Source organism: Amycolatopsis mongoliensis (assembly GCF_030285665.1).
GTDB lineage: Bacteria > Actinomycetota > Actinomycetes > Mycobacteriales > Pseudonocardiaceae > Amycolatopsis > Amycolatopsis mongoliensis.
Genome location: NZ_CP127295.1, coordinates 10,410,476 through 10,425,786, shown reverse-complemented (window position 1 = coordinate 10,425,786; position 15,311 = coordinate 10,410,476). Strand labels below are relative to the sequence as shown.

The window sequence follows — 15,311 nt, the reverse complement described above, 5'->3', positions numbered from 1 at the left end:
GGTACCGCAGGAGGGGAGCGCATGATCACCGAGGCCGAGCTGGCGGCGTTCCACGACACCGTCACGCGGCTGCGGGCGTTGCCGATCGACGATCCGGCGCGGTTGAAGGCCGAGCGGGTGGCGGAGTCGTTCGCCCGGGAAGGACGGCAGCACCGCAAGAAGGCGCGCTCGGCCGAACGCGCCCAAGCGGACGCGGCGGTCGACGCGGCGACGGCGACGGGGGCCCTGTCCCGGCGCGAGGACGCGCCGCTGCGGCCGGACCCGGACGCGGTGGCCCGCCCGCTGGCCCGCAGCAGGCGGTGTTACGTCTGCAAGGAGCACTACCGGCTCGCGGACGCGTTCTACCACCGGCTCTGCCCGCCCTGCGCCCAGGAGAACGCCGAACGCCGAAGCGCGAGCACGGACCTGACGGGACGCCGCGCGCTGCTCACCGGGGGCCGGGTGAAGATCGGCTTCCAGCTGGCGCTGATGCTGCTCCGCGACGGGGCCGAGCTGCTGGTTACGACACGCTTCCCGCGTGACGCCCAGCGCCGCTTCGAGGCGGCGCCGGGCAGTGCGCGGTGGCTGGACCGGCTGACCGTGCTCGGCATCGACCTGCGGGATCCACGTCAGGTGCTCGGCCTGGCCGAGTCGCTGCGCGCGGACGGCAAGCCGCTCGACATCCTCGTCAACAATGCCGCCCAGACCGTGCGGCGGCCGCCCGAGTCCTATGCGGCGCTGATGGGCGGCGAGACCGGCCTGCTGCCGTCGAACGCCGTGCTTGCGCCGGGGTTCAGTCCCATGCTTGCGCTGGAGCCGAGCCGGGGCGCCCTGGCGCTGGCCGAGATCGACGAAGCGGGCCTGCTGCCGGACACCGCGCCGGTCAATTCGTGGTCGGTCCGCGTCGGCGAGCTCGACGCGGCCGAGGTGCTGGAGACACAGCTGGTCAACGCCCTGGCGCCGACCCTGCTGTGCGACCGGCTGCTGCCGTTGCTGCTGGCCTCACCGCACCCGCGCCGCTACATCGTCAACGTGACCGCCGTCGAGGGCCGGTTCGCCGCCCGGAACAAGACTTCCGGCCACCCGCACACGAACATGGCCAAGGCGGCGCTCAACATGCTGACCCGCACCAGCGGTCCCGAACTCGCCGAGCGCGGCGTCTACATGTGCTCGGTCGACACCGGGTGGATCACCGACGAGAACCCGCTGCCGAAGAAGGCCAGGCTCGCCGGAGACGGCTTCCGCACGCCGCTGGACATCGTGGACGGCGCGGCGCGGGTGTACGACCCGATCGTGCGGGGCGAGCGGGGCGCGCCGAGCGCCGGGGTGTTCCTCAAGGACTACCGGGAGGCGGCCTGGTGAGCAGACTCGAACCCCTCCTGGCGTGGCTGCGCACCGGCACGGCCACCGCCGAACGCCGGGACTTCCCGACCGGCACCGCCCTGCCCGACGGCCGGCTCGACCTGTGCAAGTCGGCCCTCGGCCCGGACGACGCGGCCCGGGTGACGGAGGCGCTGCGGCCCGGCGTGGTCAAGCACCTCCTGCTGGGCACGGACGGCCTCGGCGACGGCGCGGCCGACGTCGCCGGGCAGGCCGTCGAGCGCGAGGTCGAGACGCTCTACCTCGGCTGCAACGGCATCACCGCGGGCGGTGTCTGCCGCATCGCCGACAACCTGCGGATGTCGCCGCAGGCCGGCAAGGTCACCGGCGTCTGGCTCAAGCGCAACCCGATCGGCGACGGGGACGCCGCGGCCGCGATCGTGGCGTCCGCCCGGTCGTTGCGCACGCTCGACCTGGTCCAGACCGACCTCGATGCCCTCGGCGTGGCGAGCCTGGTGGCGGCGATCCTCACCGCGGCCGGGGCCGGACGGCGTATCGAGCGGCTCTACCTCGGGGGCAACCCGCTCGGCCCGGCCGGCGCGGCCCACCTGGCCGCGCTGCTGGCCGCCGATGCGGTCACCGAGCTGTACGTGTCCGCGGCCCGGCTGGGCGACGAGGGTGCGCACGTCGTCGCCGACGCGCTCAAGCCCGGGAGCCTGCGCCGGATCTCCTTGGCCAGCAACGGAATCGGCCCGAAGGCGACGGCCAGGCTGGTCATCGCGGCGGCCCGGGCCGGCGTCGAAGTGTGCGATCTCGGGCGCGTGAAGGCCGCGAGGGTCCTCGACGCCCCGGACAACCGGCTGGACGAGGCCGCGACGACGGCCATCGCCGCCGCGCTCGCGGAGCGGCCGCATGGGCTGCGGCACCTGGTGCTCAGCAACACCGGTCTCGGCAGCCAGGCCGCCCACCGGCTGCTGGACGGCGCCCGGCGCGCGGCCACGCCCACCCGGTTCGTGCTCGGCAAGGGCGTCGCGACCGGCATCAGGCGCCGGCTCGACCTGGCGAGCGCCGCGATCCCCGAGCGGCTCCCGGTACCGGCCGACGTCGCCGCGGTGCGCAGCGTGCACCGCGGGGCTAGCGACGCAGCTTCGTGAAGACGTCGATCCAGAACCGCTGCCGGTCCTCGTTCACCCCGACCAGGTAGGTCGCGCGCAGTTTGGGCGGCAGCAACGCGACCAGCCGCGCGACGACGTCGTGGTGCCGGCGCAGCTGGGACAGTTCGGCGTTCGCGAGCACCTGGTGCACGATGTCGCCGCCGTTCCCGCCCTCGACCGACGCCGACTCGGACCGCAGCCGCTCCTCCCACCGGGCCGCCTGGCGGGCCAGTTCGGTGAGCCCGGTCACCGGCCGGTTGGCGAGCCGGTCGATCAGCGCGGTCAGCGGCACCGGCGCGTACTCGCCGTCGCCGAGGTAGATCGTCGCCAGCTCCAGGGGCAGGCCGCGCTCGTGCAGCTTGACGAGCCGTTCGATGGTCCGCTTGGTGATCCACCCCCGGCCTTCGTCGTCGATGTCGTGCTTCCACCACTCCAAGACGGTTTCCGCCACGCCGCCGTACTTGCGGATCAGCCACTCGTTCGCCGGGATGTCGGCCGGCTCGACCAGCAGCGACGCGGTGAACCGGGTTGCCTGCGCGATGTTGTTGCGGGACACCAAGAGCTTGCGTCCCAGGTGGTAGGGCGGGTTCTGGATCGCCACCTGGGCGCGGAGGTTCTCGATCGGCCGTCCGGCCAGCGACCACTCCTGGGTGATCTCCATCAGCCGGGCGAACGACGCCTTGTCCTTCGGGCGGTTGTACTCGTCCCACACGATCGCCTTCGGCTCGCGCCCGGTGAACGGCCGCGCGATCAGGTTCTCCAGCGTGCCGTCCGCGGTCGGGATCGGCGCGCACAGGTCCTCGACATTGGTCACCGGCAACGAGAAGTACAGCGGGTCGCGGCCGAGCCCGTCCCGGATCGTCTCGCGCACCAGCTCGGTCTTGCCGCAGCCGGGCGGCCCCTGCAGCAGCACGCTCCAGCGGTTGCGCAGCGCGGCCCGCAGCACCTGCCGGACCGGATCCGGGACGGTGGCGGGGTTGCGCACGCCGAGCGCGTCGGCAAGCCTGCCGAGGATCTCGGCGGTGCGGTCCACGCGTTTCTTGCCGAGGGTCTCCTCGAGCCGCAGCCGCTCGCCGTTGACCAGCGGAAGCGCCCAGCGCAGCGGGAACTGCTCACGGGCGAGGGACAGGATGTGCTCCATCGTCCGCGGCGACAGCGACTCGCGCAGCTCCGGCCCGAGCGAGTTCCACACTCCGAAGAACGGACCCAGGTCCCAGTCGCGGTGGTGCGCCGCGAGCGTCGTGCGCCACGCTGTGTCGTTCGCGGTCATCCGCACGGTGACCATGCGGTCGAGGATCGCGAGGTCGCTGCGCCGCGCCGAAGTCTCGGCGAGCGACTCGTTGTCGGTCAGGAACACACCGACACAGCCGAGCGCGCGCAGGTCGTACTCGCCCAGCGTCCAGTTGCAGGCGATCTGCATGAGCTGCGACTGGACGGTCTCCGCCGCCTGCAGCGAGTCGTCGATCAGCAGCACGAACGGCCGGCCCGGCCGCAGCTGGCTCATCACCAGCTGCCGCAGCACGAACTCGCCGTTCTCCCGCACCGGGGCGTTGATCAGCAGGTCGTCCGGAGTGAGGTTGGCGGCGGGCACGAACACCAGCTCGGTGCCGGGGTACGCCTCGGCGATGTGCGAGAAGAACGTCGCGGTCTTGCCGATGCCGTGGGTGCCGAAGACCTGTCCGGTCTGGCCGATGTCGATCATCGCGTCGATGAAGTCGGCCAGCCGGGACCCGCCTTCGGGGGCGGTCGGATAGGTCGCGTTGGGTCGCCAGGTGCGGCGGACGGTCTCGGTCATCGGGTTCTTCCGGTCACGGGCCGCACTCGGTGGCAGGCCATGGGTGGGATGTGCGCGTCGGGCCAGTCGTCGCCGCCTTCGGTGATCAGCCAGATCCACTTGTCCGGCTCGGTCGGTGTGACGTGCGGGGCGTATCCGTCGGTGAGCACGACGATGGCGTCGGGGCGTTCCTCGAAGTACTTTCCCTCCACTGGGGACCGTCCTTCGACGTGGTCCACCACGGCCTGGAAACTGGTGCCGCCACCGCCGTACACCGGTTCACCCGGCCGGAACGGCATCACCACGCCGTCGAACGACAGCCAGTGCGCCTGCACACCGTCGATTTCGCCGACCAGCTCGGTCATCCAGTCCACCACACTCGGCGGCATCGACCCGGACGTGTCGTACGCGATCACCAGTACCTTGTCCCGGACCGGCCCGCGCCGCGACAGCATCGGCTCGTGACCGAGCACGGCCAGCACCGCGCCGCGTTTCTTCGGGTACACCAGCCGCTCACCTTCACGCAGCTTCGAGCCGAGCACGTCGACCAGCCACCGCTGCCACCAGTCGACCTTGCCGGTCCGCGCCGTCACGCCCCGCAGCGCGCCCGCGCCGAGGTTCCCCCAGATCCGGCTCGCCGTGTCCTCGGTGCGCCCCATCAGGTCGAGCAGCTCCGCCTCGGCGGCGCCGTTGCCGCGACGGGCCGCCAGCAGCGAGTTCAGCAACGCCGACGACACGGCCGCGTCGACCGTCTCCTGGTCCGCCGGCAGCCGATGGGTCACGTGCACGCACAACGGCGCCGGCACCGGTGGCTGCTTCATGCGCTTGAGTTCGGTGTAGACGGTCAGGTCCGTGTCGATGAAGTCGCTGTAAGGCAAGGGCTCCAGCTCTTGCGCGGTGAGGTCCTCGACATAGCGCGCGTGGATGTCCGCGGGGTCGATACCGGTCGGTTTCCCGGCCAGCACGGGAAGTCCCCGGTCCAGCCGTACGATCGCGACGTGGTTGATCACCACCTCGGCCGCGAGGGTGAACACCGGGTCCTCCCGAAGCTCCGGCTCGGCGAACAGGTGCCGGTGCACCAGGTGCCGGGCTTCGTGGAACAGCACGAACTTGACGCCGTCGAGCCCGATTCCGACGAAGAACTCGGGGTTGAACAGGAGCAGGCACGTGCCGTCGCCGGACGCGACGACCGCGGCGGTGTCGATCGCCGTCGTGGCGATCTGGTGCCGGCACCGGCTGAACAGCCACGAGCCGACCACGGATTCGGTGAGCCCGAAGTCGAGCAGCGCGGCTTCCTTGAGCCGTTCCGCCTCGGTGATCACCGCGGGCGAGGCCGGGCGCCAGCTCGCCAGCGCCCGCCGGTCGGTCAGGTCGACGACCGGCAACCGTTTCCGGAACCCCACTCTTCCCCCTGTAACATCCGGGCCGACGGGTCGTAGCGCAGAGGCAGGCGCACCTTCTCAGCAAGAAGGGCACGCTGGTTCGAATCCAGCCGCCCGTCGCTCACGGACGCGCGACGGCGCCGCTGGTGACCACCAGCTCGGGCACCGTCCCGGCGAAGGACGGCAGCAGCTGCGCGAGCACCGCCCACGCGTCCGGGTTCGCGCCGAGCTCGGCGCGAACCAGGGGCGCCAGCACTTCGGCGGCCTCGGCCACGCGGTGCGGGAACAGCCGAGTGCCGAGCCGCAGCACCGCCAGTACGTCGCGGGGCGGGCGGCCGAGCAGGACGTACTCACGCACTTCGACGATGCCCGCATCGCGCAGCCGCTTCGTGAACTTCGGGTGCGAGCCGAACTGCGCGCGCACTTCCGGTGGGCAGTCGATCCGCACGCCCAGCGCCCAGCGCGCGAAGCCGGGCAACGGTTCCGCCCGGTCCGCCTCGGCGACCGCGGCCCAGTCGGGCTTGCTGACGGCGCGCGCCGCCGTCCGGGCCGCCCCCATCGTCCGCGCCTCGCGCAGCCCCTCGATCAGTCCCCGCCGGCTGACCGGGATGTCCGGTTCCGCGTGCGAGCAGTACGGCTGCCCGCAGTCGACCCGCACCGGCAGCGGCCCGGTGGCGGCGCCGAACGGCAGGCCGCGCAGGATGTCGCGCTTGACCGCGTCGCCGACGTGGGCCCGGTGGAACACCAGCCGGTTCGTGCCGGGATCGTCCCGCTCGAGCATCCACAGCTGGACCGACCGCGGCGCGGCCAACCGATCGAGTTCCCACGCGGCACCCTCGTCGGTGAGCTGTTCCGGAACGCCGATGCCGAGCCGCTGCCGCACCGCGGCGGCGTCGCCATGCTCGATCAGCAATAGCAGGAAATGCACCCCCGGCATGGTGTCGCGACTGTTCACGACGGTGAGTATCGCAGAACGTCCGGCCTGGCCTCGCCGGGTTTTCCGGGCTGCCGGCCGGATCCGGCGAGTGGTGTGACGATCACTTCGAGGTGGACGACGTGCGGCCCCGCTGGGGACGCGCCACGACCCGGTGGACCTGCCGCGCAACGGCACGCAGTTGACCGACGACCTGCGCGAGGTGCTGCGCGTCGCGGCCCCGCACGTCCCGGTCGGGCACTCACTCGGCGGCCTGCACGCGCGGCTCCACGAAGCGGTTCCCCGGCGGGGTCGCCGGCCCCGACGACAGGTTCTCGCCCGAGCAGCTGGACGCCATGCGGCCGGCGTACCGGGGCAGGTTCGGCCGGGCGCTCGCCGGGTGGCCCGCCGAGATCCGCGACCGCTGCTGGACCGGGGCTACGGCCGCGAGGCTTTCCGGCAGTCCCTGCGGGAGCCGATGAACCTGCCGCGGCTGTTCGGCGAGGTCCGCGCCGCCGGGCCCGATCCTGACGTGCCGATGGCCTTCGTGTCCGCCATGGGCGTCGACACGTTCACCGAGGAGCTGGCGCCGCCCGAAGCGCGCGCCTCCCTCGCCGAATCCGACCGGACCAAGCACCGCCTGTACACCGATCTGGCGGCGGCGCTCCCGCGAGCCGAGGCCCGCCGCGTGGACGGCGCCGGGCACTCGGACCTCGCCTGGCTCCGGCCGGACGCCGTGGTCCAGGCGATCCGGGACACGCCGTCACGCGGGTGATGAGTTGTCGCGCCCGCGCCCGGCGGGAGCCGCTACACCGACGCCAGGGTGGCCACCGAGGTTGGCGCGCTCGCCACCCTGCAGCGGGACGACGTCCGGTGCTCCATGCCGCCCGCGCCGGGCCTGCACATCGGCCGCGACGACGTGGTGGAGGACTGGGTCGGGAGCGGTTTCGAGGACATGAAGGGCCGGCGAGCCGGCCCCACCTCGGTGAACCGGCAGCGGCCGTCGCCTCGCCTCGGGCCACGGCGAGAGGACGGCCGCGATGCCCGCTTCCCAGTCGATCAGGATGCCGTAGCAGTCGAAGCTCAGCGCCTTGAAGGTCGTCAGGTCCGGCTCGGTCGTCGTGTCGCGACTCTGACACGGGGTCAGCGCCGCTTCCCCTGCGGCCGCGAAATCACCCTCGACACCGTCGCCCGTCTCCGCACCAGCGTCACGACCACCGTCGGCACCACCAGCACCAGCGTCAGGAACACGAGCATGCCGACCCCGTCGGCCGGCGACAACGGCGCCGCCCGGCCGCCCAGGTCGAGCAGCAGCACCCCCACGCACACCGCGGCCAGCTCACCGGCGGCCACCAGCAGCAGAACGCGTCCCCGGCGTTCGAGTTCGGCCGGGCGTCGGGCCGGCGTCGGCGGCGCGACCCAGCGGCGGCCCCGTTCCCGCTGCCAGAGCCGGCGCAATTCCGTCACCTCGGCCCCGACGACGCGGCCGGAAACCGACGTGAGGTACGGCAGCACGTGCCAGGTGCCGTCCACCTCGCAGCAGACCGCCTGGTCGTTGCGCACCGCATTGCCCGAGCGCTTCTTGAGCGCGACCGACACCTCCTCGACGCGCAACGTCGCGATCCTCGCCCACGGGATGAGCACCGCCGACCGGCCGCGGCGGATCGTCAGCCCGCTCGCCGAGACCGACGTCGACCATGAAAACAGCCGCCACGACACCGCCCCGGTCACCGCCGCGGCGGTGACCGCCAAGACCGCCGCCAGGCCGACGTCGAACGGCCGGTCCGAGGTGAGCGCGAGGTAGGCCATCCAGGCGGTCGCGGCCCCGCCGGCGAGCGCCGTCCACCGCTTCCACGCGGGCGGGCAGCGGTAGATCCTCGGTTCGTAGCCCGGCATGTCGTTCCCCCTCCACCGCTCCCTGTTGTACTCCGCCGCGGGCCGCCTTGCGGGTCGGCGAGCCAGCCGACCGGCACCGTGCCGCCACCGATCCAACTACAGTGACGGCGGCCGGACCCCGTCACTCGGCGGCCGGCGACCCGGCTGTGCCTGCGAGCCGGCCGATCTGGGCAGGCGAATTCACCGGCAGGCCGTGGGTGAGCAGGTTCCAGCCGGTGCGGTGCTGATCGAACAGCCTGCTGAACCGCGTGCGGGCGATGATCGCACGCCTGAAGTGATGTCCGCTCGTGGGCATGACAGGACAGCCGGACCAAGCGAACGACTCGAGTGGGTCCTGCGATGGCTTAACTCCGAGCTGTCCAGGTCCGCGCTCGGCTACGAGGCGACGGCGCGAAGGTTGCAGCAGCTTCTCCGCACTTGCCACCCGTCGAACCGTCCGGCCATCCAGGCGCAGCTTCTCCGTGCGAAGCGTGGCGAAGGTGCGACGCTGTTCGATGAGATCGTCGAAATCATCCGCGATCACGGCCCCGATTCCGGCGAGACCAAAGACGGGATCCACCTCGAGTTGCTCTGACCGACCGGATCCTTGCCGACAATCAGTAGCATCCGCCTTTCGGCATGACAGCGCACATACCTCTATCTGTGGTTCATCGGGTCTGCCCAGACTTCGGTTGACACCGGAGCTGACTGTTTTCAGGCCGCTGCTGCGGCCGTGTAGATGGTCTCAAACTCGACCGGGGTGAGCTTGCCCAACCCCCGTTGCCGGCGTTTGCGGTGGTACTTCGTCTCGATCCAGGACACGATCGCCAACCGAAGCTCCTCCCGCGTGCGCCACCGCCGGGTATCGAGAACGTTCTTTTGCAGCAACGAGAAGAACGACTCCATCGCGGCGTTGTCGCCGCACGCGCCGACCCGTCCCATCGACCCGGTCAGGCCGTGGCTGCGCAGGAGACGCTGGTAGGCAGCCGACCGGAATTGGGCGAGTTCAATCGGTCGATGCAACACCGGGTGTTTGTAGTGAGCGTAGCTGCTCGGCGAAGACCTCGGCCGGGGTGCGCCAGCTGAGGATCTTGCGGGGCCGGTTATTGATCGTGAAGGCGATGGCCTCCAGCTCCTCGGCGGACCACCGGGAAAGATCGGTGCCCTTCGGGAAGTACTGGCGCAGCAGGCCATTGGTGTTCTCGTTCGTCGGTCGCTGCCATGGCGAGTGTGGGTCGGCGAAGAAAACCTTCGTCCCGGTCTCGAGGGTCAGCTGTGCGTGCCCGGACAGTTCTTTCCCGCGGTCCCACGTGATCGTCCGCCGCAACTGCTCCGGCAGTTGCGTGATCGAGGCAGCCAACGCGGCGTTCATCGCGACGGCGCCGTAACCGCCGAGCGACGGCCCGTTCTTCACCGGCGGGGTCTCACCCCAGCCCTCCAGCCTGGGCAGATGCACCAGAAGCGTGGACCGGCTGCTGCGCTCGACCAGCGTGCCGATCGCAGACCGGCCCGTCCCGATGATCAGATCCCCTTCCCAGTGCCCGGGAACGGCGCGATCGGCAGCCTCGGCGGGGCGTTCGCTGAGGACGACGTCCGCGCTGACATGCCCCTGCGGCTTGTTACGTGATCGGGCTCGCGGTTCCCGCAAGGCCCGACCGGTGCGCAGACACGCGACCAGCTCCCGCTTGAGCGCGCCGCGTCCCTCGATGAACAGCGACTGATAGATCGCCTCGTGGCTGATGCGCATGGACCCATCATCGGGGAAATCAACCGGGAGCCGGCGAGAGATCTGCTCCGGGCTCCACGCCATCGCCCACCGCCGATCCTGCCGATGCGGCTTGTTCAGCCCCTTCCACACAGGTGCCTCAGGCCCCGCGACGACCGTGCCGTCGGGTCGGCGGACGGCACCGTCCAACCGCTCTTGCACGTACTCACGGAGCCTGTCGTTGCCGGCCAGCTTCGCGGTCTTCGGGCGTTTCGCTGCCTGCTGCGCTTTCCACTGTGCGACCACGGCGCGGTAGACCTGCTTCCCGCTCCTGGTCGCCGCGTTGCGGCGCAGTTCGCGGGAAATCGTTCCCGGGTCGCGGCCGATGCGGCGGGCGATCTCGCGCACCCCGTGCTGCTGGGCACGCAACAGCGCGATCTCCTCACGCTCGGCGAACGACAGATACCGGCCCGTGGGCTCGGCCAGGCTGATCGGCGGCATGCCGCCAGCGTGACGGAACCAGCGGGCCGCGACCGGCCAGGACACACCGACATTCTCCGCCGCCTCAGCCGTCGTCACGCCCAACGCGATCTGTCGCCAAAAATCCCGCTGCACTGCCCGAGACGGCTCCGGCCGGCCCGGTGAACGCATCGGTGCCCGCAACGCCCGATCCGCTGCCCACTGCCGTCGCGCACCCACCGGCGCCTCCGGCACCTGCTTCCGACCGCGCCCCATCGCAAACCTCCGTGATGAAGGTGTTGCGACGACCAGTTGAATCCGCCTTGGGCGCCGCGGTCGGAGTGGACGACGGTGCCGACCGGGTCGCGCAGCGCGATCGCGTTGCGCAGCGCCGAGACGGCGAGTGAGGCCCGCATGTGCGAGGCGATGGAATACCCGACGATCTTGTTGGAGTAGCAGTCCTTGACCGCACACAAGTACAGCTTGCCCTCGCCGGTGGGATGCTCAGTGATATCGGTCAACCACTTGGAATTCGGCGCGTCGGCAGTGAAATCACGGCGCACGAGGTCGTCGTGCACCGGCGGACCCGCCTGACGAGAACCGCCTTTCTTCTTGGCGTGCAACGAGAAGATCTGCTGCATCGAGCAAATCCGCCACACCCGGTTCTCCGAGACGCAGAAGCCCTGTCGGGCGAGTTCGTCGGCGATGAACCGGTACCCGTCCGCCGGGTCATCGGCATGGATCTCGAGCGCGGCGTTGATCAAATGCGCATCATCCCAGTCCCGCTGCGAGACCGGCGCCGCACACCACTGGTAGTAAGCCTGCCGGGAGATCCCCAGCACCCTGCACGTCACCGCGACCGGCACCCTGATCGGGGCGCCGGCCGCGGCCAGGTTGAGGTTCACCCCGAACGGTGGACAGGGGCTTACGAGGGATCAGGCAGCCGTGCGAAGTGACTGCTCGAAATTGTCGGGACTGAGCATCCCGATTGCGGAGTGCCGCCGCACACTGTTGTAGAAACGAACCCAATTGTCAACTGCGGCAACGAGTTCCATCTTCGTGGCGTAGGCATGCCGGTAGTAGTGCTCATGTTTGAACGTCGACCAGAACGACTCTGCCGGGCTGTTGTCCCAGCAGATACCGGTTTCGCCCATCGACCGGCGCAGCCCGTGCCGGAAGCACGCTTGCGCCGTCAGATGCGCCGTGAACTCCCCGCCGCGGTCGGAATGCAGTACCGTGCCGCGACATTCACCGCCACGGGCGGCGACCGCGTCGTGGATGGCGTCCGTGACCATCTCAGCGCTGATACGGTCAGATACACTGTGGCCCAACACTTTCCGAGAGTGCCCGTCCCGGATCGCACACAGGAACATCGCGCCCTCACCACACGTCAAATACGTGATGTCGGTCAGCCAGACCGCGTCCAGCCGGCCCCGGTCGAAAAGCCGGTCGACCAGATCCGGCGGGAACGACGCGGCCGGATCGACCACCGTCGTCTTCACCTTGAACGTGCGCGGGCTGATGCCCTCCAGCCCGATCGAGGCCATGATCTTGGCGACCGTCTTCGCTGTGACCACCTCGCCCTGGTCACGCAGTTCGGCGGTGATCCGCGGCGACCCGTAGGTTCCGCGGGAGTCCTTGTGCGCCTCGGTGATCTTCACCTCGAGGTCGGCGCGGCGTTGCTGCCGTGGCGTCAGCACCCTTGCCGCGGCGCGTTTGGCGTGCGCGTAGTAGCCGGCTCTCGACACGCTCAGCAGCCGCGCCATCCGCCGGACCGAGAACCGGGTGTGCTGCGGCGAGGTGGAGCCGGCCGTCTCGGCGAACTCGTCGGGGCCGGCGTACTTGGCCATCAGAGCGAACCGGGCCGGTTCTTCTGCATCGCGGCAAAGTACGCCGAAGCTTTTACCAGGAACGCGTTGTCCTTCTCCAGTTCGGCCACCTGCCCGCGCAAGCGCAGCAGCTCGGCCCGCTCGGCCGCCTGCAAGGGGTTGTCCCCGTGGACCTCAGCCGCGGTGATCCGGCGTCGTTCGTCTTTGACCCAGACACTCAACATGCCCGCGTCGATGCCCAGCTCGCGGGCGACCTCAGCGATCGTGCGGCCGGAATCGATCACACGGTGAGCAGCCTCGACCTTGTACTCAGCCGGGTACGACCGGCGCTTGCGAGCAGGCATGAGGACATCCTTTCAGCAGGACATCTGATCCTGCTAACTCGGTGTCCACTACCCGGGGTGAACCTCAGGTCACGGACGAGCGGGAACGCTATTTTCCCCGCAGGTTGCCTTGCGCCAGGTAGGCCGCGGCCTTGCGCAGGACCTCGTTCTCCTGCTCAAGCAGCCGGTTGCGCTTGCGCAGCTCCCGTAGCTCGGCGGACTCGTCCCTGGTCACTCCGGGACGGGTGCCGTCCTCGACGGCGGCGGCGCGCAGCCAGTTGGCCAGGCACGACTCGGAGATCCCGAAGTCCTTCGCGACCTGCTTCAACGGTGTCTCGCCGCGACGGGCCACGGCGACCACGTCGTCACGGAACTCACGGGGGTAGGGCTTGGGCACGATGACATCCTCTCAGGCGAGGCCGAAGCCTCACAGGTGAGGTGTCAACCAGACCCTGGGCAGACCCATCGGCGATTGCCCGCGTGTCGCCCGCCGACGCGAAAGCAGGTCGCATCGGTGCGCGAGGTTTGGCAACGCAGTGGGACACCGGCGGTACGCTCATCGCTCACCTGCTGGTGAAGCGCTGCCTCATGGGGCGCCGCCCGTCGAGCGCTGTGGTGGGGTGTGACCCAAGAACGGTCTGCTCAGCTCGAAGCAGCGCTGAGGCTGCATGACCACCGCCAGCACACTGGAATCGATGACAACCTGGGTTCGCACGGGGACGTTCTGAGGGGTATGCGGGTAGATCCCAGTTTCGAAGTGTTCGTCGAAGACAGTTCGACGGCGTTGCTGCGCACCGCGTACCTGCTGACCGGTGACCGCGGGCACGCCGAGGACCTGCTGCAGACAGCGCTGTTACGCACCGCCCGGCATTGGTCGCGGGCGCGTGACTCGCCTCAGGCGTATGCACGCGCGGTGTTGCTGAACCTGTCGCGGGACCGGGTCAGGTCGTTGTTCCGGCGCCCCCGAGAGGCCCCGATGCCACCCGACGTGGACACGCTCCACGCGGTGGATGCCGGGTACGAGCAGGTCTCCGAGCGTCGCGTGGTGCTGCGCGCGCTGGCCGCCCTGCCGACCCGCCAACGGCAGGTCATCGTGCTGCGCTTCTACGAGGACATGTCCGTCGAGCAGACCGCTGGGCTGCTCGGCTTCAGCCCCGGGACGGTCAAGTCGCACACATCCCGGGCTTTGGCCAGGCTGCGCGAGCTGCTGGCCGACCACGACTCACTGCAGGAGGTTCCCCGTGCTCACCGATGAGCAGTACGGCCGCCGGATCGGTGACCGGCTGCGCCACGAGATCGACGATGTCCACGCGAGCCCGGACCTGGTCCGCGAGCTTCGCCGCCGCCGTACCAAGCGCACGTGGGCGATCACCGGTGCCATCGCCGCCCCGGTAGCCGCCGCGGCCGTCGTCGCCGCGGCCGTCTCGGTACAAACCACCCCCACCCGATCCACCACCGCGGCGCCCCCCATTGCGAGCAGCAGCGCTCGGCCTCAGATCGTCAACGTGGCGTACGTCCAGGCGGAGACGGTGAAGGCACTCGGCCAAGGCGCCCAGTACGTCATCTACTCGAAGGACACGTACGAGAGCGGCTACTACGAGACCTGGACCGACAAGGCGACCCAGCGGTACCGCAACGACGTCTACACCCGTCTTCCGGCCGCCACCCAGTCGGATCGCGCCGCGGACAGGAAGATGACCGTCCCGTCCGGCCCTCCCACACCGCCGGCCGGCCCGCTTCACCGCCAACAGTCGCACGCCGTCAAAGACCTCGGGGAGAGCCAGGAGATCACCACGGTCGACTGGGAGAACAAATGGTGGTCCGTCAACCACCTGAGGGACTCCAAACCGCAAACCCCGATCCCGGACCCCACTGATCCAGACGGCATGAAGAAGGCGGTGGCCGAGGGCAAAGTCGAGCTTGTGGGCCAGGAGAAGATCGGCGCCGTCGACACCCACCACCTCCGGGTGATCGGCCCCCAGCGTGAGTACAAGATCGACCTGTGGGTGGACAGCACGACGTACCTGCCGGTCAAGGAAACCGCGGTCAAGGCCGGCAACACGCAGGGCGGCAAGGAATTCCCGGAGTCCAAAGGCGAAGTGATCACCTACACCTGGCTGCCCCGGACCGAAAAAAATCTCGCCGAATTGACTTTGACCCCACCCACCGACTTCAAACAGATGAAGTAAATCCCAAGCTGGTGCTTGACCTATCCGGAGCGTTCCCATGACGGCCGGACCTTGGTGGTGCTGGCCGACGACCCGGGGGTCGAGGCGCTGGTGGTGGACCGGGCGACCGGTGAGGTGCTGGTTCTGGATGGTTCGGTCACCTTGGTCAACCGGTCGTTGAGCCAGTTCGCCGAGTCGGCCGCGGTGTACGTGGCCGCGCGCAGGCGGGCGAAGTACCTCGAGGAGGACGATGAAGCCCTCGAAGCCAACGGTGAAGAGGCGCTGAGGTCTACCCGCGCGATCGACGCGGATGCCGTCGCGGACGAGAACCGGTTCTGGGCCGTGGCCACCGAGGAGCTCGGTTACGGCATGTGAGCCCGGCGGGTGTCAGGATGGCCGTTCCCAGGGCAGCCGTCTTGACGGGGGTTCG

At 70.0% G+C, this 15,311-nt stretch carries 14 protein-coding genes, 1 tRNA gene and 3 pseudogenes; 7 read left to right on the top strand and 11 right to left on the bottom strand.

Annotated elements, in window-relative coordinates:
* Nucleotides 1–21 precede the first annotated feature (21 nt).
* Complete coding sequence (locus QRX60_RS49565; RefSeq protein WP_285998401.1) at nucleotides 22–1,341, top strand: SDR family NAD(P)-dependent oxidoreductase; 1,320 nt, start codon at nucleotides 22–24, stop codon at nucleotides 1,339–1,341.
* Nucleotides 1,338–2,453: a leucine-rich repeat domain-containing protein gene (locus QRX60_RS49560; RefSeq protein WP_285998400.1), complete on the top strand. Its 1,116-nt coding sequence runs from the start codon at nucleotides 1,338–1,340 to the stop codon at nucleotides 2,451–2,453. The genes QRX60_RS49565 and QRX60_RS49560 overlap by 4 nt, the downstream gene beginning before the upstream one ends.
* Here the strand turns inward: QRX60_RS49560 and QRX60_RS49555 are convergent.
* Together QRX60_RS49555 and QRX60_RS49550 are read right to left on the bottom strand one after the other, a co-directional pair.
* Nucleotides 2,434–4,248, bottom strand: coding sequence for an AAA family ATPase (locus QRX60_RS49555; RefSeq protein ID WP_285998399.1), 1,815 nt, complete (start codon nucleotides 4,246–4,248; stop codon nucleotides 2,434–2,436). The two genes, QRX60_RS49560 and QRX60_RS49555, sit on opposite strands and share 20 nt — an antisense overlap.
* Entirely contained in the window at nucleotides 4,245–5,630 is a 1,386-nt protein-coding gene (locus QRX60_RS49550) for a vWA domain-containing protein (RefSeq protein WP_285998398.1), read from the bottom strand. Before QRX60_RS49550 ends, QRX60_RS49555 begins: the two co-directional genes overlap by 4 nt.
* A 24-nt stretch (nucleotides 5,631–5,654) precedes the next feature.
* Here QRX60_RS49550 and QRX60_RS49545 point away from each other — a divergent pair.
* Nucleotides 5,655–5,729, top strand: a tRNA-Ala gene (locus QRX60_RS49545).
* A gap of 1 nt (nucleotide 5,730) precedes the next feature.
* On the opposite strand, the gene QRX60_RS49540 is transcribed toward QRX60_RS49545, so the two are convergent.
* Nucleotides 5,731–6,564 (bottom strand): hypothetical protein, encoded by an 834-nt coding sequence (locus tag QRX60_RS49540; RefSeq protein ID WP_285998397.1) that lies wholly within the window; start codon nucleotides 6,562–6,564, stop codon nucleotides 5,731–5,733.
* 133 nt (nucleotides 6,565–6,697) lie between these two features.
* Between QRX60_RS49540 and QRX60_RS49535 the strand changes: the two genes are divergently transcribed.
* Nucleotides 6,698–7,297: an alpha/beta fold hydrolase gene (locus QRX60_RS49535; protein ID WP_285998396.1), complete on the top strand. Its 600-nt coding sequence runs from the start codon at nucleotides 6,698–6,700 to the stop codon at nucleotides 7,295–7,297.
* Nucleotides 7,298–7,665: 368 nt separating this feature from the next.
* Here QRX60_RS49535 and QRX60_RS49530 read toward each other — a convergent pair whose 3' ends face one another.
* From QRX60_RS49530 to QRX60_RS49495, 8 genes and pseudogenes are all read right to left on the bottom strand, one after another.
* Nucleotides 7,666–8,418 carry a hypothetical protein gene (locus tag QRX60_RS49530; protein ID WP_285998395.1) on the bottom strand — a complete coding sequence of 251 codons (753 nt, stop codon included), beginning with the start codon at nucleotides 8,416–8,418 and terminating at the stop codon, nucleotides 7,666–7,668.
* A 121-nt stretch (nucleotides 8,419–8,539) separates the two neighbouring features.
* Nucleotides 8,540–8,977, bottom strand: coding sequence for a hypothetical protein (locus QRX60_RS49525; RefSeq protein ID WP_285998394.1), 438 nt, complete (start codon nucleotides 8,975–8,977; stop codon nucleotides 8,540–8,542).
* A 134-nt stretch (nucleotides 8,978–9,111) separates the two neighbouring features.
* Nucleotides 9,112–9,399, bottom strand: a pseudogene (locus QRX60_RS49520) (transposase); the annotation flags it as partial.
* A 4-nt stretch (nucleotides 9,400–9,403) separates the two neighbouring features.
* Complete coding sequence (locus tag QRX60_RS49515) at nucleotides 9,404–10,753, bottom strand: IS30 family transposase (protein ID WP_456298879.1); 1,350 nt, start codon at nucleotides 10,751–10,753, stop codon at nucleotides 9,404–9,406.
* A 5-nt stretch (nucleotides 10,754–10,758) separates the two neighbouring features.
* Nucleotides 10,759–11,460 (bottom strand): annotated as a pseudogene (locus QRX60_RS49510) (IS3 family transposase); the annotation flags it as partial.
* 36 nt (nucleotides 11,461–11,496) lie between these two features.
* On the bottom strand, nucleotides 11,497–12,411 hold the full coding sequence (locus tag QRX60_RS49505; protein WP_285994935.1) for an IS3 family transposase: 915 nt from the start codon (nucleotides 12,409–12,411) through the stop codon (nucleotides 11,497–11,499).
* Complete coding sequence (locus QRX60_RS49500) at nucleotides 12,411–12,734, bottom strand: transposase (RefSeq protein ID WP_285994936.1); 324 nt, start codon at nucleotides 12,732–12,734, stop codon at nucleotides 12,411–12,413. Before QRX60_RS49500 ends, QRX60_RS49505 begins: the two co-directional genes overlap by 1 nt.
* Before the next feature lie 65 nt (nucleotides 12,735–12,799).
* Nucleotides 12,800–13,110 (bottom strand): annotated as a pseudogene (locus QRX60_RS49495) (transposase); the annotation flags it as partial.
* A gap of 336 nt (nucleotides 13,111–13,446) precedes the next feature.
* Between QRX60_RS49495 and QRX60_RS49490 the strand changes: the two are divergent.
* Genes QRX60_RS49490 through QRX60_RS49480 form a run of 3 tightly spaced genes read left to right on the top strand, consistent with a single transcriptional unit; the run spans nucleotide 13,447 to nucleotide 15,256 of the window.
* Nucleotides 13,447–13,968, top strand: coding sequence for a SigE family RNA polymerase sigma factor (locus tag QRX60_RS49490; protein WP_285998393.1), 522 nt, complete (start codon nucleotides 13,447–13,449; stop codon nucleotides 13,966–13,968).
* Nucleotides 13,955–14,902, top strand: a complete 948-nt coding sequence (locus QRX60_RS49485) for a hypothetical protein (protein WP_285998392.1) — start codon at nucleotides 13,955–13,957, stop codon at nucleotides 14,900–14,902. The genes QRX60_RS49490 and QRX60_RS49485 overlap by 14 nt, the downstream gene beginning before the upstream one ends.
* Before the next feature lie 15 nt (nucleotides 14,903–14,917).
* A complete protein-coding gene (locus QRX60_RS49480) occupies nucleotides 14,918–15,256 on the top strand; it encodes an SUKH-4 family immunity protein (RefSeq protein WP_285998391.1) in 339 nt (112 codons plus the stop codon).
* Nucleotides 15,257–15,311: the final 55 nt, after the last annotated feature.